We start from the raw sequence: 24,072 nt of genomic DNA on the forward strand, positions 1-24,072 counted from the left end.
CTTATTAAAATTGGTTGGTTTTGCGCTTAAAAATAGCGGAGGTGGAAGGTTTTTCCGTCCCACTCTCCATAGCTGAAACGACTCACCCAGTCGCCCAGGTAAATCAATTCACTTTGCGGATTCAGCTTTAATCGTTTGTCGATGTGCCGGTGCCCAAATACAAAGTAATCGTAGTGCTCCTGCTGCAAAAGGCTTTTGGCCCACAAAATGAGCCATTCCTTGTCTTCACCTTTGAAGGCAGCTTCGTGGGGGTCTTCGTTTTTTTCGCGGCTTTTGCGCGACCAAAATGTGGCCAGGGCAATACCGAGGTCGGGGTGTATACTACGAAACAGTCTTTGCGCCATTTTGTTGGTGAAAACCGCTTTTAATCGTCTGTAAGCTTTTTCGTGGGGACTGAGTCCGTCGCCATGGGCCAGGTAAAAGCGCTTGCCGTTGAAGTCCTTGATCAGGGGACCGTAATGGACTTGTACGCCGGTTTCTGCGGGCAAATAGTCGAAAACCCAAATGTCGTGGTTGCCGGTGAAAAAGTGCACGGGGATGCCGGCATCGGTCAGTTCGCAGAGTTTGCCCAAAAAGCGGGTGTAGCCTTTGGGAATGGCCTTACGGTACTCAAACCAAAAGTCGAAGATGTCACCCAGTAAATAGATTTCTTCGGCGCTGTCGCGGATGCTGTCGAGCCAGCTTACAAAGCGGCGTTCGTGTTCGCGCGGATCCCGGATGCCGGGGGCGCCCAGGTGCACGTCGGAGGCAAAATATATGCTTTTACTGACTTTCAAATTTCTTTCCCGGTCTGGTAAAACTTTAGTCTCAAAGAACTTCCCTGAGCTTTTCTTCGAGGAGATGGCCAAAGAGGTCCTTGCCTATGATGTTGCCTTCGCGGTCGAGCAGGTAGTTGGCAGGGATGCGTTGAATGTTGTAGGTGCGTGCGGCGAAGGATGAGGTATGGGTGAGTTCGGAAACGCTGATCCAGGGCAACTCTTCTTGTATCAGATAGGCTTCCCAAAGCACGCGACTGCGTTCTAGTCCCACCTGATATACTTCAAACCCACGGTTCTGATGATCTTGGTAAATGCCCTTGAGGGCGCGGTTTTCGCGAACGGAGGCCTGGTCCCAGGAGGCGGAGAAGGAGAGCAGCACCACTTTCCCTTTTAGGGAGGACAGACTGATTTCCTGGCCTTGCAGATTGGGAATACTCAGCTCGGGGGCGCCGGAGCCTTCGGACTGGTTGATGAACTCGAGCAATTGTGCTTTTCGCTCCTCTTGTTTTACAGCCAGCACCATGTCGTAGAGCTGACGTGTACGGACCGATTCGGGATAGCGTTGGTTGAGACTGGTGGCCAGGGTGGCGAAGTACACCTGGTCGTCCCGATCCATTACATTGAGTATGGTGTTGTTGTCGCTCAGGGTGAGAAAGAGGGCGTAATAGCTGGCGAAGGACAGGTGGTTGTCCATAATGAACTTTCCGGTGCGTGCTTTATATTCGGACACCAATTGGCGCAGTTCGCTGCTTATTCTTTCCAGTTCCTTTTCTTGCTCTTCTGTCGGCAGGTTCTGGTAGTAGGCAATGAGGCTGTCGGTCTGCTCGCGCAGCTGAGTGGCACTCTTTTGCAGCAGTTGTACGTGCTGCGATCCGATGGAATTACGAACGCTGTAGTTGGAGGCAAAGCTGTCGGCGCGACCTTCTACTTTAATGTGTTCGGTGCTGTCGCCCAACAAAGTGATGAAACGACTGGGCGAAAGGGCCAGTTTAAAAAAGGTGGGTTCGTTGAGCCGGGGCTGCTTAAAGTGGAAGTTGCCCTTGCTCTTAAGTTGGGCGCTGTCGAGCGCCACGTCGCCACTTAAATCCATGCGATAGAGATAGAGCATTTCTCCTTTGGCCTGGTCGATATTTCCGCTGATGGTAAAAGAATCCTTGTCGTTACAGGCTGTGATAAAGAGAAGGCTGAGGAGCCAAAGAATGTGGTACTTCATGATGCTTGCGTATTTTTTTGCCCGGTAAAGATAAGTTTATTTTTGGAGTAATTGTTCGAGCCCTTGTTGGAGTTCGGTTCCCCATAGGTTGCGGGCGGCAATACGCCCGTCTTCGGTGAGGAGGAGATTGGCGGGTTGTTGCAGCAGGAGGCCTTCCTGAAGCAGCTGCCTGCGCCTTTGGGTCTGGAGTTGGTGGTAGTGGATGTGGGCCAGGGGACGAAGGTCGGACAGGCCGTTGTAGGGCAGACTGTCGGTGTGAAAGAGGTGGATTTGCAGGGGACTCCAGCGGAAGGCCTGCAGCATTTCGTGGCTCTCTTTGTAGGGGGGGACGCTGCGGGGATCCTGGCGGTCGAAGAACAGGAGCAGGGTGGCCTGTCCCTGTAGACTGCTGGTCAGGAGACTGTCGCCCTGGTCGATGTCCAGAAGGAATTCGGGCAGGTTTTGGCCGGCTTCCAGCCTCTGTGCTTTTTGTTCGCGTTGCAGCAGTTCGCGGGTATTTTGGTGGAAGAGGGCCACTTCGTTGATGTAACGGTAGTGGCTCAGCTGACTGTCCACGGCAAAATAGTGTTGCCGCTGCTCCCAGGGATGAAAGAGGGGGCGTTGTCCGCTCTGCTGCAGGAGGGCGTAGAGGCGGACCAGAGGATGGTCGGCAGCTTCCAGGGCTTGTTGGCGAAAGTGGGCGGTGACACTGTCGAGCTGCAACTGTAGGCTGTAGATGTTGCTTGTTGTGGCTTCCCAGGCGGAGTCGCGCAGGGTTCTGCTGGTGGTGAGCAGGGCTTGCTGCCAGTTTGTGCTGAGGTCATCGATGATTTTGAGTTCCCGACAAAAGGGGGACCCTGTTGTTTGACAATTTTCGGGAAAGGTGGGGTATTGGGCGTCGAGCCGGATGGGCTGCTCGTCGATAAAAAGGAGGGTGAGCTGTTTGCCGCTTTGTTTTTCGAGGGTATAGAACCCGGGCACGAGGGTGTCGGGTTGCCACAGAAAATTGCCCTGATGGTCGATGAGCAGGGTGTCGTGGATTTCTTTGTCGCCAGGCACCGAGCGCAGGACCAGGCGACTGCCTTCGCCACCCCAGATGGTGCCGTATAGGGGGGCCTGGGGAGCTGGATCGCCGCAGGCCCAGAGACTGAGCAGCAGGAGGATGCTTAGGTTGCGCAGCATAGTTGTTGTTTTTGTGCTGCAAATATACGGGAATTTGTTTGGGTATAAAAGGCAGCGGGACCTGCCTCTTTGAGGGGTCCCGCCGCGTTCTGGTTTTGGATAAAAATTTTATCAGGCTTTGCTGATGTAGTTGGCCAGCCAGTCGCCCACTTCGGAGGTCTTTTTGGCCTGGGCCTTGTCGATGTCCTCGGTTACGAAGTTCTGCTCCAGGGAGGCATTGACGGCCTGGCAGATGAGGGCGGCTTCTTCTTTTAGGTCGAAGGCGTACTCGAACATCAGGGCGGCCGAAAGCACGGTGGCTACGGGGTTGGCAATGTCTTTGCCGGCAGCCTGGGGATAGGAGCCGTGGATGGGCTCAAATACACTGGTATGAAGTCCGATCGATGCGGAGGGCAGCAGGCCCAGTGAGCCGGTGATGACGGAGGCCTCGTCGGTCAGGATGTCGCCGAACATGTTCTCGGTCACCATTACGTCGAAGTTTTTGGGCCATTGGATCAGCTGCATGGCGGCGTTGTCCACGAACATGTACTGGGTGTCCACTTCGGGGTAGTCGGGAGCCATTTCCTGGGCAATTTGGCGCCAGAGGCGGGAGGTCTCCAGTACGTTGGCTTTGTCGACTACGGTGAGCTTTTTGTTGCGCTTCATGGCGTACTCGAAGCCGAGTTTAAGGATGCGCTCAATTTCGGGACGGGTGTACACGCAGTTGTCGAAGGCGGTGTTGCCGTCTTCGCTGCGGCCTTTTTCACCAAAATAGATGCCGCCGGTGAGTTCGCGGATGCACATAAAATCGGCGCCTTCTACGAGGTCTCTGCGCAGGGGCGACTTGTGCAGCAGCGAGGGGAAGGTTTCTACCGGACGCAGGTTGGCATAGAGACCAAGTTGCTTGCGCATGCGCAGCAGTCCCTGCTCGGGTCGTACTTTGGCGGTAGGGTCGTTGTCGAATTTGGGGTGACCGATGGCACCGAAGAGCACGGCGTCGGCAGCGAGACAAATCTGGTGGGTACTGTCGGGGTAAGGATCGCCTAGGGCATCGATGGCGGCTGCGCCGGTCAGGGCTTCCTGATAAGCAACTTCGTGGCCTTTTTTGGCGCATACGGCGTCGACTACTTTTATGGCCTGGGCTATGATTTCGGGTCCTATGCCGTCGCCGGCGAGCACTGCAATGTTGAGCTTCATGTATCTTAAATTATTTGTTATTGTGTTTTATTTCTGGTCTTTGAATTTGAAATCGTCGTTTTCGATGATGTTGAGCATTTTAATGGTGGCCTTGATGGCCGCTTCGGTCTGGTCGGGATCCAGTCCACGTGTCTTAAATTCCTGGCCTTTAAAATCCCAGGTGATGACGGTCTCCACCAGGGCGTCGGTCTTACCGCCGGGGGGAATGCTCACCATGTAGTCGGTCAGCAAGGGATGGTCTTTGCCCAGGCGCTCGTATATTTTCCAGAGGGCCTTCATAAAGGCGTCGTACTGGCCGTCGCCTACTGCGCTCTCGAAATAGGTGTCTTTGTGTATCATCAGCCGGATGCTGGCGGTGGGTTTCATTTTACGCACCAGGTTGAGACTGTAATTGAGCAGGCGGATGTTTTCGCGGGTTCCTCCGTTTTTGAGTACGTCGCTGATGATGTAGGGCAGGTCCTCGGTCGATACGTTTTCTTTTTTGTCGCCCAGCTCGATAACGCGCTGGGTCACTTTTTTCATGTCCTCTGGACCCAGTTCGATGCCCAGTTCTTCGAGGTTCTTGAGGATGTTGGCCTTGCCGGAGGTCTTGCCCAGGGCATAGCGCCGCACGCGGCCGAAACGTTCGGGCATGAGTTGGTTAAAGTAGAGGTTGTCTTTGTTGTCGCCGTCGGCATGCACGCCGCTGCACTGGGTAAAGACGTATTCGCCGGTGAGGGGCTTGTTGCCGGGGATGCGTACGCCGCTGAAGGATTCGACCAGGCGCGAAACGTGGTTGAGTTTGGCCTCGTTGAGGGTGTTGGACAGTCTCAGGTGGTCGTTCATCATGCCCAGTACACTGGCCAAAGGGGCGTTGCCGGCTCTTTCGCCCAGTCCGTTGACGGTGGTGTGTACCCCGCGTACGCCGGCCTTGAGGGCCATGTACACATTGGCCACGGAAAAGTCGTAGTCGTTGTGGGCATGAAAATCAAAATGCACCCCGGGGTAACGATCGCACATGGCCTTGCAAGTCTCCCAGGTCTGATCGGGATTGAAAATACCGAGGGTGTCGGGCAGCATGATGCGTTTTACCTTGGTTTTGCTGAGGGCATCGACCATAAAAAAGATGTAGTCGCGGGAGCTGAGCATGCCGTTGGACCAGTCCTCGAGGTAAACGTTGACGGTGATGCCGCGTTTTTCGGCTTCGGCCAGTACGCCCTGGATGTCGGCCAGGTGCTGTTCGGGTGTTTTTCGAAGCTGACTTTGTACGTGCTTGAGCGAGCCTTTGGTCAGCAGGTTCAGGACCTTGCCACCGGCTGCTTCTATCCAGTTGAGGGAGACCTCGCCGTCTACAAAGCCGAGAATTTCAATTTTGTCGAGACAGTTGTTTTTGGCGGCCCACTGGGTGATGCGCTGAACGGCTCTGAATTCCCCTTCCGAGACCCTTGCGGAGGCCACTTCGAGGCGGTTGACTTTCAGCTCGTCGAGCAAGAGGCGGGCAATGGCCAGCTTTTCGGCTTCGCTGAATGATACCCCGGTGGTTTGTTCCCCGTCGCGCAGGGTGGTATCCATTACTTCGATAAGGTTCATGCTTGGCTTTTTGAAGGTTTTGGATGTTGGTTAAGGGGAAAGCTTTTTCGGAGTCTCCTCCGAAAAAGGCTTTTCCCGCTGGAAGGTGCTTATTGTGCGGCCTTTTCCCAGGCTGCGATCTCGTCTTTGATGCTGAACAGATAGTCGATGTCGTCGTATCCGTTGAGCAGACATTTTTTCTTGTAGGGATTGATGTCGAAGTCCTCAGAAATGCCGGTGGCGGGCACCGAGATGCTTTGGTTTTCGAGATCGATTTTGATTTTGACTTTCGGGTCTTTTTCGATGGCTTCGAAGAGCTGCGCCAAAAAGGCATCGGAAATCTGCACGGGCAGGATGCCGTTGTTCAGTGCGTTGTTCTTGAAGATGTCGGCAAAGAAGCTGGATACTACGGCTTTAAATCCGTATCCACCAATGGCCCAGGCGGCGTGTTCGCGGCTTGATCCGCTTCCGAAGTTTTTTCCGGCTACCAAAATCTGGCCGTTGTAGGTGGGGTCGTTCAGTACAAAATCGGCTTTGGGCTGACCGTTTTTGTCGTAACGCCAGTCGCAAAACAGGTTGTCGCCAAACCCTTCGCGGGTGGTAGCTTTTAAGAAGCGCGCCGGAATGATCTGGTCGGTGTCCACATTCTCGATGGGCAGCGGCACGGCGGGCGATTCCAGGGTGACAAATTTATCTATGGGCATTGTTTTTGTTTTTAAGTGCCGGTGGGCCTCCTCACCACTTCCTTTTTGGGGAGCGGTGCGGGGCTGCACGACAGGTGTTAATGACTCTTGTTTTTCAACGATTTACAGCATGGTGCGCGGGTCGGTGATGACGCCGTTGATGGCGGTGGCTGCGGCGGTAAGGGGACTGGCCAGCATGGTGCGGGCACCGGGTCCCTGACGGCCTTCGAAGTTCCGGTTGGAGGTACTTACGGCGTACTGGCCTTCCGGAATTTTGTCGTCGTTCATGGCCAGACAGGCCGAACAGCCGGGCTGACGCAGGTAAAAACCTGCTTCCTCGAGGATGTCGCGCAGGCCTTCTTCTATGGCTTGCTTCTCGACTTGCTTACTGCCGGGAACGACCCAGGCGGTCACGTTGTCGGCCTTCTTTTTGCCTTTTACAAAGGCGGCGAAGGCGCGGAGGTCTTCGATGCGTCCGTTGGTACAGCTGCCGACAAATACGTAGTCTACTTTTTTGCCGATCATGGGCTCATCGGGTTGGTAACCCATGTACTGTAGCGATTTTTTAAAGCTGTTTTGTGAAGCTTTCTCGATGTCCTCGACCTTGGGAATGTGGGCGCTGATGCCGATGCCCATACCGGGATTGGTGCCGTAGGTAATCATCGGCTCAATGTCTTCGGCCTTAAAGGTCAGTTCTTTGTCGAATACGGCATCGGGGTCGCTGGGCAGCTGGCGCCATTCGGCTACCGCCTTGTCCCACTCGGCGCCCTTGGGGGCAAATTCGCGGCCTTTAACGTACTCAATGGTGGTTTCGTCGGGGGCAATCATGCCGCCGCGGGCACCCATCTCAATACTCATGTTGCAGATGGTCATGCGGGCCTCCATGGAGAGCTTACGAATGGCCGATCCGGCAAATTCCACGAAGTAGCCGGTGGCGCCTCCGGTGGAGATTTGAGAAATGATGTAGAGGACGATGTCTTTGGAGGTCACGCCTTTTTGCAGCTCGCCTTCTACGTTGATGCGCATGGTTTTGGGACGCGATTGCATGAGGCACTGGGTGGCCAGCACCATCTCTACTTCGCTGGTGCCAATACCAAAGGCAATGCTGCCGAAGGCCCCGTGGGTAGAGGTGTGACTGTCGCCACACACAATGGTCATGCCGGGACGGGTAAGACCCAATTCCGGTCCTATTACGTGCACAATGCCGTTGTAAGGATGCGTTAAACCGTACATGGTTACGCCGTTGGCTTCACAGTTTTCTTTGAGTTTGTTCACCTGGAAGCGACTCAGCTCATCGTGGATGGGCAGGTGCTGTTCCATGGTGGGGATGTTGTGGTCGGGGGTGGCCACGGTTTTTTCGGGCCGGGCGACCTTAATTCCTCTTGCTTTTAAGCCTGCGAACGCCTGAGGACTGGTTACCTCGTGAATCAAATGGCGGTCGATGTACAATACACTGGGTCCTCCTTCTACGTTGTTGACAACATGTTTCTCCCAGATTTTGTCGAAAAGTGTTTTTCCAGCCAAGGTATTCTAATTTTAATGGTTACTGTATCAATGTGTTCTCTTTTTGTGCTTATTGTATTTTGCCCAGGGCATCGAGGAAGGCTTCCACGGATGCGGTAACGATGTCGGTGTGGGCAGCAAAGCCATAGTAAATCTGCTCTTTGTGCTCTACCTGTACGTGTACCTTGCCCAGGTCGTCGCTGCCGCGGGTGATGGCCTGAATCAAAAATTCTTCGAGGCGTACCCGGCGCTTCACCAGCGCTTTTACAGCGGTAAAGGCGGCGTCGATGGGCCCGTTGCCCGAGGCGGTTTCGGTAAAGATGTCGCCGTGGAAGCTGACCTGAACGGTGGCGGTGGGGATGGTGGACTTGCCACACATGACCTGCAGCGATACCAGTTCGATGGGCTTTTTGCCGGCTTGCTTTTCGCGGCCGACCAGGATTTCCAGATCTTCGTCGGTGATGTCTTTTTTCTTGTCGGCCAGGTCCAAAAAGCGGTTGTATATGTTGTCGAGTTCGCTGGGTTCGTAATCGTAGCCCAGTACGCCCAGGCGGTGCTTCAAGGCAGCACGCCCGCTGCGGGCGGTGAGTACAATCGACGATTCTTTTACGCCGACTTCCACCGGGTCGATGATTTCGTAGTTTTCGCGGTTTTTGAGTACCCCGTCCTGGTGAATGCCCGAGGAGTGGGCAAAGGCGTTGCGTCCCACAATGGCCTTATTGGGTTGTATGGGCATGCGCATGAGGGTGGATACCAGTCCGCTGGTCTTCATGATCTGCTTGCTGTCGATGTTGGTGTCGAAGTCCAGATCCTTGTGGGCGCGCAGGGTCATTACCACTTCTTCGAGGGAGGTGTTGCCGGCCCGCTCGCCAATGCCGTTCATGGTCACCTCTACCTGACGGGCGCCGTTGATGATGCCCGAAACGGTGTTGGCAGTGGCCATACCCAGGTCGTTGTGACAGTGGGTGGCAATGATGGCTTTGTCGATGTTGGGTACGTTGTTGACCAGGTAGGCGATTTTTTCGCCGTACTCGGAGGGCAGGCAGTAGCCGGTGGTGTCGGGAATGTTGACCACGGTGGCGCCTGCTTTGATGACGGCTTCGATCACGCGGGCCAGGTATTCGTTGTCCGAACGACCGGCGTCTTCGGCATAGAATTCTACGTCTTCTACAAACTTTTTGGCGTATTTAACGGCTTCCACAGCCCGCTCAATAATGGCTTCGGGATTGGAGTTGAGTTTGTTGAAGATGTGGTAGGGCGAGGTGCCGATGCCGGTGTGAATGCGTCCTTTTTTGGCGAATTTCAAGGCGTCGGCGGCCACTTCAATGTCTTTTTTTACGGCACGGGTCAGTGCACAAATGGTGGGGTTGGATACGGCTTTTGAGATTTCCACCACAGAGTTGAAATCGCCGGGACTGGAGACCGGAAAGCCGGCTTCAATAATGTCCACCCCGAGTTTCTCGAGTTGACGCGCCACTTCAATTTTTTCAATGGTGTTCAACTGGCAGCCGGGGACTTGTTCGCCATCCCGTAATGTGGTGTCGAAAATATAGACTCTGTTGCTCATGTTTGTCTCTTTTAGTCCGGTGATTCCGGATTTTTCTTTGGAAGGAAAAAAGCCCGGGGCAACACCCCTGGTGTTGCCCCGGGTTTAAAATACTTGATTTATTTGTCGTTTTCGGGACGCAGCTTGCGCACGGCGGCGCCGGCTTGCCACATTTCCGATTCACGCAACTCCTTGAGTTCGGCTTCCAGTTTTACCCGGTAGTCCGACTGACTGTTGGAGTCGATGGAACGCTGGGCTTCGTTGCCTTTGGCTACCTCGTCGTAGAGTTCGCTGAATACGGGCAATGAGGCGTCGCGGAATTTCTTCCACCAGTCGAGCGCACCACGCTGGGCAGTGGTGGAACAGTTGGCGTACATCCAGTCCATACCGTTCTCGGCCACCAAAGGCATCAGGCTCTGAGTCAGCTCTTCAACGGTCTCGTTGAAGGCTTCGGAGGGACTGTGGCCGTTCTTACGCAATACTTCGTACTGGGCAGCAAAGATGCCCTGGATGGCGCCCATCAGGGTACCACGCTCTCCGGTCAGGTCGCTGTACACTTCCTTCTGGAAGGTGGTTTCGAAAAGGTAACCGCTGCCTACACCAATACCTAAGGCTACTACACGATCCTTGGCTTTGCCGGTGGCGTCCTGGAAGATGGCGTAGCTGGAGTTGAGGCCGCGTCCTTCGAGGAACATGCGACGCAGACTGGTTCCGGAACCTTTGGGGGCCACCAAAATGACATCTACGTCTTTGGGCGGAACAATGCCGGTGCGCTCCTTGTAGGTTACACCAAAACCGTGAGAGAAATACAGGGCTTTACCGGGCTTCAGGTATTTCTGAACGGTAGGCCATACGCTGATCTGACCGGCGTCGGACAGCAGGTACTGAATGATGGTTCCCTTGTCGAGGGCTTCTTCGATGGGGAAAAGGGTTTTGCCGGGCTCCCAGCCGTCGGCTACTGCCTTGTCCCAGGTCTTGGACTCTTTACGCTGACCAATAATTACATTGAAGCCATTGTCTTTGAGGTTGAGGGCCTGACCGGGTCCCTGAACGCCGTAACCAATTACTGCGATCACTTCGTCTTTGAGCACTTCCTGTGCCTTTTTCAAGGGGAATTCCTCTCTGGTAACTACATTTTCTTCGGTTCCACCGAAATTGATTCTAGCCATAATAGTGTTTGTTAATTGTATTGATATGGTTTGTTAATAACTTGGATGTCAAAAATAAACAATTGTGAGCGGCTTTAGTTGAGTTCCTGCTTGTCGAGTTCGGCCTTACGCAGGTAATTGTCGAGCAGCTCGGCCTTGGCCTTGGTTACGGCAATGCGTCCCGAACGGGTAAACTGCACCACGCCGTATTGGTCCATCTTATCGAAAAGCTCCTGGGTCTCTTTATGGTGTCCGGTTTTTTCAATCACGGTGTATTCTTCGGTGATTTCCAAAATGCGGGCGCCGTACTGGCGCACGAGCTTTTCAATTTCGTTGCCGTTGAGCAGGGTGCGGGTGGGCACCTTGTAGAGGGCAATTTCCTGATGGATGATCTCGTCCTCGGTCAGCACAAAGGCTTTGATGACGTCGATGCGCTTCTCGATTTGCCGGGCTACCTTTTCAATTTCCTCGCGGCTGCTGAATACCACAATGGTGAATTTGTGGATGCCGGCGATGGCCGATTCGGAGGTAACCAGACTCTCGATGTTGAGGTTGCGTCGGGTAAAGACGGTGGTGATCTGGTTGAGCAGACCCACGTGGTTCTCCGAAAATATGCTGAGTGTGAATTCCTGTTGCATCATTTCTTTTTCTGAGGTTAATAATTGGGGGTACTACTCTAAGCGGATATCGGATACCGAGGCGCCTGCCGGCACCATCGGAAATACGTTGCCTTCTTTCTCTACCACGACTTCGAGCAGGAAGGCGCCCTCATGGGCCACCATTTTGGCAATGGCCTGGTCGAGGTCCTCGCGCTCGGTCACCTTTACCGTTTCGATGTGGTAGCCCTTGGCGATGGTTTGAAAGTCGGGGTTGATCAGTTCGGTAGAGGCGTAGCGACTGTCGAAAAACAGTTCCTGCCACTGCCGTACCATGCCCAAAAAGTTGTTGTTGAGCAGTACGATCTTTACGGGTATTTTGGACTGGAAGATGGTGCCCAGTTCCTGAATGGTCATTTGAAAACCGCCGTCGCCTACAAAGAGACAAACCTGACGCTGGGGTGCCCCCAGCTTGGCGCCCATGGCTGCGGGCAGTCCAAAGCCCATGGTGCCCAGACCGCCTGAGGTGACCACGCTGCGGGTCTGCTTAAAGCGGAAATAGCGACTGGCCATCATTTGGTGCTGGCCCACGTCGGTTACCATAATGGCGTCGTCGTTGAAGGCTTTGGAGGCTTTGTGAATCACTTCGCCCATGGTCATCCCTTTTTTGGAGGGGGCCAGTTCTTCGCGAATGATGCGATCGTACTCAATGCGGTCGCAGGCTCTGAATTCATCCATCCAGGCACTGTGGTCGCCCTGGCTGATGGTCTCGGTAAGCAGGGGCAGGGTTTGTTTTACGTCGCCCAGTACCGGAACATCGGCGTGTACGTTTTTATTGATTTCGGCCTCGTCAATTTCTAAATGCACCACCTTGGCGTTGGTGGCGTAGTTTTTTAAATCGCCCGTTACCCGGTCGTCGAAGCGCATGCCAATGGCTATGATCAGGTCGGCTTCGTTGGTCTTGATGTTGGGACCGTAGTTGCCGTGCATGCCCAACATGCCTACGTTTTGCGGATGGTCGCTGGGCATGGCCGAAAGGCCCAAAAGGGTCCATGCGGCGGGTACGCCGGACTTCTTGAGGAAGTCGAGCAATTCCTGCTCGGCGTTACCCAGGATGACACCCTGTCCCACCAAAGCCAGGGGCTTCCTGGCAAAGTTGATCAGTCGCGCCGCTGCCTTAATCTGCTCGTGATCTACCTTGGGTGTGGGTCGGTAGCTGCGGATGTAGCGTACGGGCTCGTATTGGTAGTCGAAGCTGGCAAACTGGGCGTCTTTGGTGATGTCAATGAGTACCGGTCCGGGACGTCCGCTGCGGGCGATGTAAAAGGCCCGGGCAATGGCGTAGGGAATGTCTTCGGCCTTTTTTACCTGAAAATTCCACTTGGTGATGGGCTGGGTAACGCCTACTACGTCGGTTTCCTGGAAGGCATCGGAGCCCAGCAGGGCCGAACCTACCTGTCCGCTGATGACCACCAGCGGGGTAGAATCCATCATGGCATCGGCAATGCCGGTAACGGCATTGGTGGCGCCGGGACCGGAGGTGACTATGGCCACACCTACCCGACCGGTGACGCGTGCGTAACCCTGGGCAGCATGTAATGCGCCCTGTTCGTGTCGGGCCAACACATGGTGCAATTCTTTCTGGAAGGAGTACAGCGCATCGTAAACGGGCATGATGGCTCCTCCGGGATAACCGAAGAGTATTTCGGTCCCTTCGTTCAGAAGCGATCGCACTACCGCCTCGGCGCCGGTCATCCGGATGGTTCCGGTAGGCTTTTCCTGGCTTTTTGCTTGGGTTTGTGTTTCCATAATCGTTTGCTTAAAAGGGGTTGTTCTTCTTTTTCTATTTTGTTTCGTCGGGCAAAATGCGCACGGCGCCGCGATCGGCCGAGGTCACCATGCTGGCATAGGCTCTTAAGGCTTTAGAAACAACGCGCTCGCGTTGTTTTGGTTTAAAGGCTGTGGCTCCTTTGGCGCTTTCTTTTTCGCGACGGGCCGTCAGGGTGGCTTCATCTACCATGATGTTGATGCTGCGTGCAGGGATGTCTATTTCTACCGAATCGCCGTTTTCAATCAGGGCGATGTTGCCGCCTGCTGCTGCTTCGGGTGAGACGTGACCGATCGAGAGACCGGAGGTGCCGCCCGAAAAGCGGCCGTCGGTGACCAGGGCGCAGAGGGCGCCCAGTTGGCGCGACTTCAGGTAGGAGGTTGGGTAAAGCATTTCTTGCATACCCGGCCCTCCTTTGGGGCCTTCGTAGCGGATGAACACGACTTCGCCGGCTTTTACTTCGCCCGAAAGGATGCCTTCGCTGGCGTCGTCCTGCGATTCGTACACACGCGCTGTCCCTTTGAACTTAAAGATGGAGGGATCTACGCCGGCTGTTTTAACGATGCAGCCCTGTTGGGCAATGTTGCCGAAGAGTACGGCCAGTCCCCCGTCCTTAAAATAGGCGTGCTCCACGCTGCGGATGCAGCCTTTCTCGCGGTCGAGATCAAGGGTGCTGTAGGCGGCTTTCTGGCTGGCCAGTTTCAGGTTGACGAAACCACCGGGGGCACTTTGATAAAGGTCTTTGGCGCGGGGCAGACAGTCCTTGCTCATTACGTCGTAATGGCGGATGGCGTCGGCCAGACTGGGAAAGTCGATGCGGCCCACGCTGCTGTCGATGAGTTGTCCGCGCTCCAATTCTGCCAGTATGCCCAGGATGCCGCCGGCCCGGTTGACGTCTTCCATGTGGTAGTTGCTGTTGGGGGCCACTTTGCACAAAACCGGGGTTTTGCGGGAAAGTTGGTCGATGTCGTCCATACTGAAGTCCACCTGCGCTTCATGGGCAATGGCCAGGAGGTGCAGCACGGTATTGGTGCTTCCGCCCATGGCAATGTCGAGGGTCATGGCGTTCATAAAGGCCGCCTTGGTGGCAATGTTGCGGGGCAATACAGAAACATCGCCGTCCTGGTAATAGCGGTAGGCCAGTTTTACAATTTGGTTGGCGGCGTCTTCGAAGAGCTGCCGGCGGTTCACGTGGGTGGCTACAACGGAGCCGTTGCCCGGCAGGGCCAGTCCCAACGCCTCGTTGAGGCAGTTCATGGAGTTGGCGGTAAACATGCCCGAGCAGGAGCCGCAGGTGGGACAGGCATTCTGTTCCACGGCCAATACGTCGGCGTCGCTGACGCTGTCGTCGGCGGCCATCACCATAGAGTCGACCAAATCCAGGGCCTTGCCGTCGTGCTTACCCGCTTCCATGGGTCCACCCGATACAAAAACCACGGGGATGTTCAGGCGCATGGCGGCCATGAGCATACCGGGGGTAATTTTGTCGCAGTTGCTGATGCAGATCATGGCGTCGGCCTTGTGGGCGTTGACCATGTATTCTACGCTGTCGGCGATCAAATCGCGTGAGGGCAGGGAATACAACATGCCGTCGTGTCCCATGGCGATGCCGTCGTCGATGGCGATGGTGTTGAATTCCGCAGCAAAGCAGCCCTGCTTCTCGATCAGTTTTTTAACGTCCTGACCGATTTGGTGCAGGTGGGCGTGACCGGGTACAAACTGGGTGAAGGAATTGACCACCGCAATCAGGGGGCGGCCCATTTGTTCGTCCTTCATTCCGTTGGCCCGCCATAAGCTGCGGGCGCCGGCCATTCTTCGGCCCTGGGTGGTGGTGTTGCTGCGCAATGGAATCTTCATGACTCTTTATAATGTAAGGTACGTTATTGTATGGTAAAAACCTGTTTAAGCAAAAACCCCTCTCACCGTTGAAGTGAGAGGGGTCTTAAGTTTTATGTCGCTTGACTTTTTACATACCGATCTCACTTCTCTAATGGTTCACCACGAGAACAATAATGACTACGAGAAGGAGAGATGCAAAAAGTTTCATGTCCTGATTTTGTTGTTGACTATGCAAATGTATGAATTTTGTCATTAATCAAACCCATAATCGCAAAAAAAAATACACTTTACTGTCATTTTTTTATCAAAACCGCATTTTTGCTGTCGAAAATTCAAATATTGCGTATAAATATTCAAATTTTGCCTATTGGAGGGATTGTGTGCAAGAATTGTTAATTTTGTTGAAAGGGGGCAGTGAAGGAAGATTGCTTTTGTGTTATAATGAAAAATTTTACAGCTATGAAGTACTGGTTTTTAATTGTTTTGTTGATTGGTGTATTCTTTGGATGTAAGGAAGAGGAGGTCGGAAAAATAGACCGCTATGCACTGGTTAAGCGCAACAGCCCCCTTGTAACTGAAGTAGAAGAATTGTCGGCCTTGTCGGTAGGCAATGGGAATTTTGCGGTGACCGTAGATGCTACGGGCTTGCAGACTTTTCCGGATTTTTATGCCAAAGGCATGCCGCTGGGCACGCAGTCGCAATGGGGCTGGCACAGCTTTCCGAATCCGGAGAACTTTCGTTTTGAGGAGACCTTAAAGGACTATGATTTCAGGGGGAAGCCGGAGCCTTATTCTGTGCAGTTTGGTGAACCCGGACGGTCAAAGGATGCAGCCAATTGGTTTCGGGTGAATCCGCATCGCTTGCATTTGGGTTATGTAGGTTTTGAGGCTGAGGGCCTGCGGCCTTCGGACATTCAGGACCCGCATCAGGAATTGGATTTGTGGAACGGCACCATTCGCAGTCGCTTTGTGTTGAATGGTGATTCGGTGGCGGTTAAAACTGCAGTGGATCCCAATCGGGATGTGCTGGCGGCTGCGCTGAGTTCGCCCTTGCTGGAGCGGGGAGAACTGGGGATTTCTTTTCGCTTTCCTTATCCAAGTGGGCAGCATGCCGATGATGCTACTGATTGGAGTGTTCCTGAGAAGCATCTGACGATCCTGGTGGAGCAGGATGCGCAAAGTGCGCTGTTGAAGCGGACGCTGGACGAAGCGGTGTATTATGTGCGGATCAGTTGGGAGGGAAAGGCCTCCCTGCGCGAAAAGGAGGCCCATTATTTTGTTTTGGAGCCTGCACAGAAGGATTTCTCTTTTAGTTGTGTATTTGTGGAGGAGCCGGTTAAGGAGGATGTGGAGGTGGAAATGGTTTTGTCGGATGCTTCGGATTACTGGCAGCAGTTTTGGAAGAATGGTGGCGCGGTTGATTTTTCCGGAAGCACGGCAGCGGGCGCAAAAGAGCTGGAACGCCGGGTGGTGTTGTCGCAGTATTTGATGGCCATACAGTCGGCCGGCATGTATCCGCCGCAGGAAACCGGCTTGACCTACAACAGTTGGTACGGTAAGTTTCATCTGGAGATGCACTGGTGGCATGGTGTGCATTTTGCGCTATGGGGGCGACCTGAGTTGCTGGAGCGGAGTATGGACTGGTACGCAGAGGCCTATCCGATGGCCAAAGAAATTGCCGAGCGGCAGGGTTTTAAGGGTTGTCGTTGGATGAAAATGACGGATCCTTCGGCTACGGAAGCCCCATCGGGAGTGGGCTCCTTCCTGATTTGGCAGCAACCCCACTTCATTTATATGGCCGAACTGCTTTACCGCAGTTCTCCCACCCCCGAAGTGCTTGAAAAGTATGGCTTTTTGGTGGAGGCAACGGCGGCATTTATGGCTTCTTTTGCAGATTATGATATGATGGAGGGGCGCTATATTTTGCAAGGGGTGATCCCTGCCCAGGAAACTTTGCGTGCGGTGGAGACCATCAATCCCCCCTTTGAATTGTCGTACTGGCACTATGGGCTCTCGGTGGCTCAGAAATGGCGCGAGCGCGCTGGTAAAGCTCGGCGTGTGCAATGGGATGAGATTATTGATAAGTTGCCGCCTTTGGCGGAGTTGGATGGCTTGTATCTGGCTTCGGAGGATGCTGTGGATACCTATAAGGACATTCGTTTTACTTCAGACCACCCTGCTGTGCTCGGTGCAATGGGTATGTTGCCTCAAAATAATTTGATTCGTACCGATTATATGCAGAACACCCTCGACTGGATATGGGACAACTGGAATTGGGGTAAGACCTGGGGGTGGGATTATCCTATGACGGCGATGAATGCGGCCCGCCTGGGTGATCGTGAGAAGGCGGTGGGTGCCCTGCTTATGGATAAGCGTACCAATACTTATCTGATTAGCGGGCACAATTATCAGGATGCGCGCTTAAGGGTTTATTTGCCTGGCAATGGGGGTTTGCTCACTGCCGTGGCTATGATGTGTGCGGGTTGGGACGGTAACGAGCTGCCCACGCCTGGCTTTCCGGATGACGGGAGTTGGAAGGTGGTTTGGGAAGATTTAATGGTAATGCCTTAGAGCGGGGTTGATGTGTAGCTTATGTTGAAAATACTTGTTTTTGTCGGACTTATTTTGGTATTGGGAAATGGCTTGTTCGCGCAAAGTGCTTATGGTGTTTGGCAGGGAACAGAGCGTGAACTGCGCTACCGGCCTGAGGGGGAGTCTTTTGTTATTGAAAACGGCAAGTTGAGGTACAATAAGGCTTTGTATGCATCGGGGTCTTCCTTTCGGGTGGAGACCAGTGATGTGCCTGTGCTGGGTTTGTATATGCCTTATCGGGGGGGCCATTTGCAATGGGGGATTGAAACCTCCCGTGGCAGCCTTTGGCTGGCAGACGCCTCCTGGGTGCGTGCGGAATCGCGGGCAGGTATCAGGACCTATCGGGTGGAGGATCCACTTCTAGCGGGTGGATATTTGGAGCTGGAGGTACTGGCCATGGCTGAAGGCCGTGGTGTTGTGGTTAAATTGAGCGGAGCGGATTTGCCTGCAGGGTCTCGTTTGTTGACGATGTATGGGGGCGCCGACAGCAAGCGTTTTTACCGAAATGCCGATTTGGGCGTGGATGAGCTCAATGCTTTTGATTTGGATGCTGAGGCCTGTCTCAACAACGATTACCGTTTGACGAAAGGCGGTTTTATTTTGGATTACGGGCAGGATACCCGCAATCCGACCCGGGTCGAAGGCCGTTTTAGTCCCCCCGCCACCCTGCGCTTGCTTTCGCCTTATGACTTAGGCAGTCCTGCTGAATTTTGGGCTTCTCAGGCCGAGGAGGCGAAGCCTGTTTTAGGGGCACAGTGGCAGGTGTCGGGCGACTTTACGCACTTTTTTGCCTTGCAGAATGTGGAAGGGGCAAGTGCCTTGGCGGACAAGGATTTGGATGAGGTTTTTGCCCAGGCTTTGGAGCGGAGTAAGCTGCTGGGCAGTGCTTTAAAGGTGGAAACCCCCGATCCTTATTTTAACACCCTGGGTGGGGCCTTGACTGCAGCTGCTGATGGGCTTTGGGAAGATGTGTGGTTGCACGGGGCCATTGGGTGGCGTATGCCGCTTAATGGCTGGCGGGCCGCTTACACGGGTGATTTTATTGGATGGAGTGAGCGAAACCGACGACATTTCAGTCGTTATGCCGCTTCGCAGGTCACAGCGGTTGAGCCGGTTTTGCCGCATGCCACCCCCGATTCTGCCCTGAATTTGGCGCGTCCACTCAAACAATGGGGTACCCAAATGTACTCCAATGGCTACATTGCACGCAATCCCGAAAATCCCAACCAAATGCACCATTACAATATGAATCTGGTGTACATCGATGCGCTTTTGTGGCATTTAAACTGGACGGGAGATTTGTCTTATGCACGGGAAGTATGGCCGGTATTAAAGGCGCATCTCGAATGGGAGAAGCGCAATTATGATCCCGACAACGATGGTCTTTACGATGCCTGTGCGGCCATTTGGGCGAGTGATGCTTTGTATTACAACAGTGGAGCGGTGACCTACACCTCGGCCTATAACTATAGGGCCAACCGTTTGGTGGCCCTGGTGGCTCACAAAATTGGAGAAGATCCCGGCCCCTATCAAAAGGAGGCGGAACGTATTCTGGAAGCGCTTAACAAGCGGCTGTGGTTGGAGGGAGAGGGCCATTGGGCCGAGTTTCAGGACTATATGGGCTTGGGCCTGGTGCACGATAAGCCGGGCTTGTGGACCATTTATCATGCCATAGACTCGGAGGTCCATACGCCTTTTCAGGCTTATCAGGCTACGCGTTACATCGATACACAGATTCCACATATTCCGATAAGGGCCAAGGGTTTGCCTGATGAGGGTTATTACACGCTTTCTACCACCAACTGGTTTCCCTATTCCTGGTCGGTCAACAATGTGGCTTTTGCCGAGGTGGCACACACTGCCCTGGCTTATTGGCAAAGCGGGCGAAGCGATGTGGCTGCAAAGTTGTTCAAGAGTATCTTGCTGGATGGTATGTACCTGGGCAGCAGTCCCGGCAACATCGGTCAAATCAGTTTTTACGATGCGGCCAGAGGGGAGTGTTACCGCGATTTTGGTGATCCTGTTGGGATGTATTCCAGGGCCCTGGTTGAGGGACTTTATGGCATCCAACCGGACTTGTTGAACCGTCGGCTGGTCATCCGTCCCGGCTTTCCAGCAGCTTGGGAACACGCGTCTTTTTCCGCGTCGTATCTGGATTTCAGTTACCGTCAGGAGGGGCTTCGGAGTCTTTATACTTTTCATTGTCGTATGGATGCAGCCGACACCCTGGAGTTAAAATTAAGGGCGCTGGGTCCCGGGGTACGTTCCGTCAGGGTAAATGGGCGCTCCCACTCCTGGCAGATGGAGGAAGGGGTTGGACAGGCCTATCTTGTTCTGGAGCTGCCTATGGAAGAGGAGCTTGAGCTTGTTGTGGCGTGGGACAAGTTGTGGGGAAATCAGTTGGATGTAAAAGAGTTGGCGATGGTTTCGGGTGAGGAACTGCAGGTCGACTTAGCGGCAGAAATTAAGGCTGTGAAGGACCCGCAAGGTGCGCTGAGCCATGTGCGTTTCGAGGATGGGGTGTTGACAGGCCGGACGCAGGGGCCGGTTGGTGCAAAAACCCTGTTTGTTCAATTGCGCGAGGGCAGTGCGCTGTGGTGGCAACCCCTGCATTTGGAGTTGATGCGCCCCTTTGCCCTGGAAACAGAGGCGGAAGCCGAACAGCTGAGTTTTCGCATAAAGAATAAGGGGCGCAGCGCAGTCGACATGGAAGTTGTCGTGAATCCCGGTCCTTATGCCTGGTCGACCAGATTGGAACTGGCTCCCGACAGCTGGTCGCAGTCTCTGCAAGTGCCCAAAGAAAAAGTTTTTTTGGGCAGTAACCGCATCGAGTTGCGTGTCGGCGATGAAGCACTGTTTCAAGAGGATTTGCCTTTATGGAATTTGGAGGCTCCCCAACGTGACCAGCAGCTGGTGTCTATCAAGGATGGGGTGAATGCCTCGCTGTCCTCCATTTTTGATGAGCAGTACCTTTCCCCCCGGTCGCCATTTACCACCCTGCAAATTCCTGTTCAGGGTATTGGGGAATGGTGTCACCCAAAACTGAGCGCAGATATTGACGACAGTGGTCTTCGTTCTGCTGTAAAAGAGGGTGTTTTTGAAACGCCTATGGGGCTGGCCTTTTCTGTAGCGGGGGATAGTGTGGCACCCAATGTGTTGTTTGTTTCGCAATGGGACAATTATCCTGAGCGCGCACAAATCCCTTTGGAAGGTCATGCACAGCATGTTTATTTGCTGATGGCGGGCTCTACCAATCATATGCAGAGCCATTTGGTAAACGGTCGCATACGCGTAAAGTACAAGGATGGCGGGGAGGAAGTGCTGGAATTGATCAATCCCAACAACTGGCTGCCCATTGAGCAAGACCTTTTCCTGGACGAACATGCCTTTTACAGTCCCTTCCCCCGCCCTTACCGGGTTGCTTTAAAAACCGGGGAGGTGTCACGTAATATGGAGGCTCTGATGGCTATTGACCCGGATGAGGTTTATGGTCGCAGCATTGATGGCGGGGCGGGCCTTATCCTGGATCTCCCTCTTGACGCCTCACGTGAACTGGAGGCGCTGGAACTGGAGGCCGTGGCTAATGAGGTGCTTATTGGATTGCTTGGACTTACTCTGGTGCAATAGGTTTTGGTGGTTTGTAGATTTTTTTAAATTTCGCTGGTATGAGGTTTTGGGTAGTTTTTTTGGTAAGTGTGTTTTTGCTGGCGCCATTGAGGGGCCAGTCGGTCGCCGTTCGTTTCGCGGATTCTGAAATGGTGCGGGCTCCGGAAGCCTGGCAATTGGATCATGGCAAGCGCTTGTATTTTGGCTATGGTCAGGGTCTGGCTACTTTGGCCATGCTTAAGGTTTGGCAGCATACAGGAGATCGAAAGTACCTGGATTATGTTGTGGCATGGGCCGATACGCTTATCAATGAAGCAGGAGAGATTCACGAATACAAAGTAGAGACTTACAATATTGATTACATCAATTCGGGTAAGGTGCTGTTTGAAGTATATCGTCAGACCGGAGATGAAAAGTACAAAAAGGCTATGGATCGCCTGGTGCGTCAAATGAAGGTGCATCCCAGGACCCATGAGGGCGCTTTCTGGCACAAGTTGATTTATCCGCACCAGGTATGGCTGGATGGCCTGTATATGGGGTCTCCTTTTTTGGCCGAATATGCAGCTGTCTTTGGGGTGCCAGAACTGTTTGATGATGTCGTAAATCAGTTTAAGGTATGCGGGAAGCATACCTTTGATGCGACTACCGGCTTGTATTACCATGCCTGGGATGAAGGCCGCAATCAACGCTGGGCGCATCCCGAAACGGGTCAGTCACCCTCTTTTTGGGGGCGCAGTATGGGATGGTGGTTCATGGCCATGGTGGATGTTTTGGATCATTTACCTCAGGAACCTTTTTATCGGGAAGAGGTGCTCGAACGCATAAGAGGTTTGGCAGCAGCCATAGTCCCTTATCAGCATGAGAGCGGTTTGTGGTATCAGGTGGTGGACCAGGGCGAACGGGAAGGGAATTATCTGGAAGCTTCCGTCTCTGCCATGTTTATGTACGCCTTGGCTAAAGCGGTGAATAAGGGTTATCTTGATGCCTCTTACCGCGAAGTGGCCGAGCGGGCGTATGAGGGACTGATGCAGGAATTGATTGTGGAAGAGGATGGTTTGCTTTCACTTACCCGTTGTTGTGCGGTAGCCGGCTTAGGGGGCAATCCTTATCGCGATGGGAGTTTTGAGTATTATGTAAACGAGCGAATTAGAGATAATGATGCCAAGGCCAACGGACCATTTATTATGGGCTGTCTTGAGTTGGGAAAATAATTAATTGTTAAAATGGGGAATATGAGCCTTAGGATGATTTTTATTGGTGCGACGCTGTCGCTGTTGTTGGTTGCTTGTGGCGGGGAGGAGCGTTCGCCTTATGCGGCTTATTTTGAGGATTTGCCTTTTGAGATGGAGGTTTTGGTGCCGCCGACTTTTCCCGATCGGCAGGTGGATCTGAGAGATGCAGGTGGAAAGGGGGATGGACAGTTTTTAAATACCCAGGCTTTTGAACGCGCTATGCAAGAGTTGGCCGGGCAGGGCGGCGGAACGCTTTATGTGCCTGCCGGCGTATGGCATACCGGACCCATTGTGTTTCGGAGCAATATCCGCTTGTACCTCGAAAAGGGTGCAGTGATTTTATTCAGTCGCGATAAGTCGCTGTACCCCCTGGTGGAAACTGTTTTTGAGGGACTGGACACCCGGCGCTGCCAGTCGCCCATTTCGGGAAGACAGTTGGAGAATATTGCCATTGTGGGTCATGGCGCCATTGATGGGGCAGGGGACGAGTGGCGACCGGTTAAGCGGGATAAGGTGACTGAAAGTCAGTGGCGCAGCTTTGTGTCCCGTGGAGGAGTTTTTAAGCGCGACGACTATTGGTTCCCTTCCGCCGGGGCGCTTCACGGCGATACCATCAGCAATATGAATGTGCCGCAGCATCTGACTACTGAGGAAGAATGGCTGGCGGTAAAAGATTTTTTACGGCCGGTCATGGTCAGTTTTATAGCATGTAAGAATGTTTTTTTGCAGGGGGTGATTTTTAGTAATTCGCCTTCGTGGAATTTACATCCCTTGATGTGTGAGAATGTTATTATTGACGGCATTCAGGTACGCAATCCCTCTTACGCACAGAACGGCGACGGTTTGGATTTGGAATCTTGTCGCAACGCCCTGGTGGTAAACAGCTCCTTTGATGTGGGCGACGACGGCATTTGCATCAAATCAGGAAAGGACGAGGATGGGCGGCGCAGGGCACGTGTCACAGAAAATGTAATTGTGGAGAATTGTGTGGTTTATCGCGGGCACGGAGGCTTTGTGGTGGGCAGTGAAATGTCTGGCGGGGTACGTAATATTTTGGTACGCTCTTGTTCTTTTTTGGGGACCGATGTGGGTTTGCGCTTCAAGAGTCGCCGTGGACGAGGTGGCGTTGTCGAAAACATCTTTGTGGAGAATGTGAGTATGCACGATATCGCTACCGACTCTTTTCGCTTTAATCTATACTATGGCGGAAAGTCGGCCAGTGAAGCCCTGGCTGCAGGGGAAGATGGTGCAGTTGCTGAAAGAGATTTGTTGCCTGTTACTGAGGAAACGCCGATGTTCAGGAACCTCTCCTTTAAAAATGTGACTTCGGTCAATGCGCGCAGGGCGATGTATTTTCATGGTTTGCCCGAGATGCCCATCTCAAACATCAATTTGGAGAATGTGACGATTTCTGCCCGCTATGGCGCCGAGTTTATGGAGGTGGATGGTCTGCAGATGAAGAATGTTCGGGTTTTTCCCCAGGAGGGAGAGGCTTTTCTCTTTGCCCAGGTGAAGAACCTTGTGGAAAAATAGTATCTGTAGGGTAGAAACAAAAAGGGCTCCTGTCGTTACAGGAGCCCTTTTAGACTGAAATATAGAGAAGAATCGAGTGTAGGGTTCTTTTTGTTTGATATAAGCAAGAT

At 53.4% G+C, this 24,072-nt stretch carries 16 protein-coding genes; 4 read left to right on the top strand and 12 right to left on the bottom strand.

What is annotated here, in order from left to right:
• Positions 1-26 precede the first annotated feature (26 nt).
• The 12 genes from B4W65_RS12960 to ilvD form a co-directional block, all read right to left on the bottom strand.
• A complete protein-coding gene (locus B4W65_RS12960) occupies positions 27-776 on the bottom strand; it encodes a UDP-2,3-diacylglucosamine diphosphatase (protein WP_088655591.1) in 750 nt (249 codons plus the stop codon).
• 31 nt (positions 777-807) lie between these two features.
• Positions 808-1,971 carry a TlpA disulfide reductase family protein gene (locus B4W65_RS12965; protein ID WP_088655592.1) on the bottom strand — a complete coding sequence of 388 codons (1,164 nt, stop codon included), beginning with the start codon at positions 1,969-1,971 and terminating at the stop codon, positions 808-810.
• Between the two features lie 36 nt (positions 1,972-2,007).
• Complete coding sequence (locus tag B4W65_RS12970) at positions 2,008-3,132, bottom strand: hypothetical protein (protein WP_088655593.1); 1,125 nt, start codon at positions 3,130-3,132, stop codon at positions 2,008-2,010.
• A 111-nt stretch (positions 3,133-3,243) separates the two neighbouring features.
• A complete protein-coding gene (gene leuB / locus B4W65_RS12975; RefSeq protein ID WP_088655594.1) occupies positions 3,244-4,308 on the bottom strand; it encodes a 3-isopropylmalate dehydrogenase in 1,065 nt (354 codons plus the stop codon).
• A 27-nt stretch (positions 4,309-4,335) separates the two neighbouring features.
• On the bottom strand, positions 4,336-5,877 hold the full coding sequence (locus tag B4W65_RS12980) for an alpha-isopropylmalate synthase regulatory domain-containing protein (RefSeq protein ID WP_088655595.1): 1,542 nt from the start codon (positions 5,875-5,877) through the stop codon (positions 4,336-4,338).
• Positions 5,878-5,966: 89 nt separating this feature from the next.
• Complete coding sequence (gene leuD, locus B4W65_RS12985; protein WP_088655596.1) at positions 5,967-6,560, bottom strand: 3-isopropylmalate dehydratase small subunit; 594 nt, start codon at positions 6,558-6,560, stop codon at positions 5,967-5,969.
• A gap of 102 nt (positions 6,561-6,662) precedes the next feature.
• A complete protein-coding gene (leuC, locus tag B4W65_RS12990) occupies positions 6,663-8,063 on the bottom strand; it encodes a 3-isopropylmalate dehydratase large subunit (RefSeq protein ID WP_088655597.1) in 1,401 nt (466 codons plus the stop codon).
• A 49-nt stretch (positions 8,064-8,112) separates the two neighbouring features.
• A complete protein-coding gene (locus B4W65_RS12995; RefSeq protein ID WP_088655598.1) occupies positions 8,113-9,609 on the bottom strand; it encodes a 2-isopropylmalate synthase in 1,497 nt (498 codons plus the stop codon).
• A gap of 98 nt (positions 9,610-9,707) precedes the next feature.
• The gene (ilvC, locus tag B4W65_RS13000) at positions 9,708-10,757 is read right to left on the bottom strand and encodes a ketol-acid reductoisomerase (RefSeq protein WP_088655599.1); all 1,050 of its coding nucleotides are present in this window, start codon (positions 10,755-10,757) and stop codon (positions 9,708-9,710) included.
• 74 nt (positions 10,758-10,831) lie between these two features.
• On the bottom strand, positions 10,832-11,377 hold the full coding sequence (gene ilvN / locus B4W65_RS13005; RefSeq protein ID WP_088655600.1) for an acetolactate synthase small subunit: 546 nt from the start codon (positions 11,375-11,377) through the stop codon (positions 10,832-10,834).
• A 30-nt stretch (positions 11,378-11,407) separates the two neighbouring features.
• Positions 11,408-13,141, bottom strand: coding sequence for a biosynthetic-type acetolactate synthase large subunit (gene ilvB, locus B4W65_RS13010; protein ID WP_088655601.1), 1,734 nt, complete (start codon positions 13,139-13,141; stop codon positions 11,408-11,410).
• A gap of 34 nt (positions 13,142-13,175) precedes the next feature.
• Entirely contained in the window at positions 13,176-15,017 is a 1,842-nt protein-coding gene (gene ilvD / locus B4W65_RS13015) for a dihydroxy-acid dehydratase (RefSeq protein ID WP_088655602.1), read from the bottom strand.
• 441 nt (positions 15,018-15,458) lie between these two features.
• Between ilvD and B4W65_RS13025 the strand changes: the two genes are divergently transcribed.
• The 4 genes from B4W65_RS13025 to B4W65_RS13040 are packed head-to-tail and all read left to right on the top strand — an operon-like array spanning position 15,459 to position 23,962.
• Positions 15,459-17,570, top strand: coding sequence for a hypothetical protein (locus tag B4W65_RS13025; RefSeq protein ID WP_088655604.1), 2,112 nt, complete (start codon positions 15,459-15,461; stop codon positions 17,568-17,570).
• Positions 17,571-17,591: 21 nt separating this feature from the next.
• A complete protein-coding gene (locus B4W65_RS13030; protein ID WP_088655605.1) occupies positions 17,592-21,218 on the top strand; it encodes a DUF4450 domain-containing protein in 3,627 nt (1,208 codons plus the stop codon).
• Between the two features lie 38 nt (positions 21,219-21,256).
• Complete coding sequence (locus tag B4W65_RS13035; RefSeq protein WP_088655606.1) at positions 21,257-22,408, top strand: glycoside hydrolase family 88/105 protein; 1,152 nt, start codon at positions 21,257-21,259, stop codon at positions 22,406-22,408.
• Positions 22,409-22,429: 21 nt separating this feature from the next.
• On the top strand, positions 22,430-23,962 hold the full coding sequence (locus B4W65_RS13040; RefSeq protein WP_205741282.1) for a glycoside hydrolase family 28 protein: 1,533 nt from the start codon (positions 22,430-22,432) through the stop codon (positions 23,960-23,962).
• The last annotated feature ends 110 nt before the right edge of the window (positions 23,963-24,072 follow it).

This window comes from Geofilum rhodophaeum (genome assembly GCF_002210225.1).
In the GTDB taxonomy this organism is placed as follows: Bacteria; Bacteroidota; Bacteroidia; order Bacteroidales; family Marinilabiliaceae; genus Geofilum; species Geofilum rhodophaeum.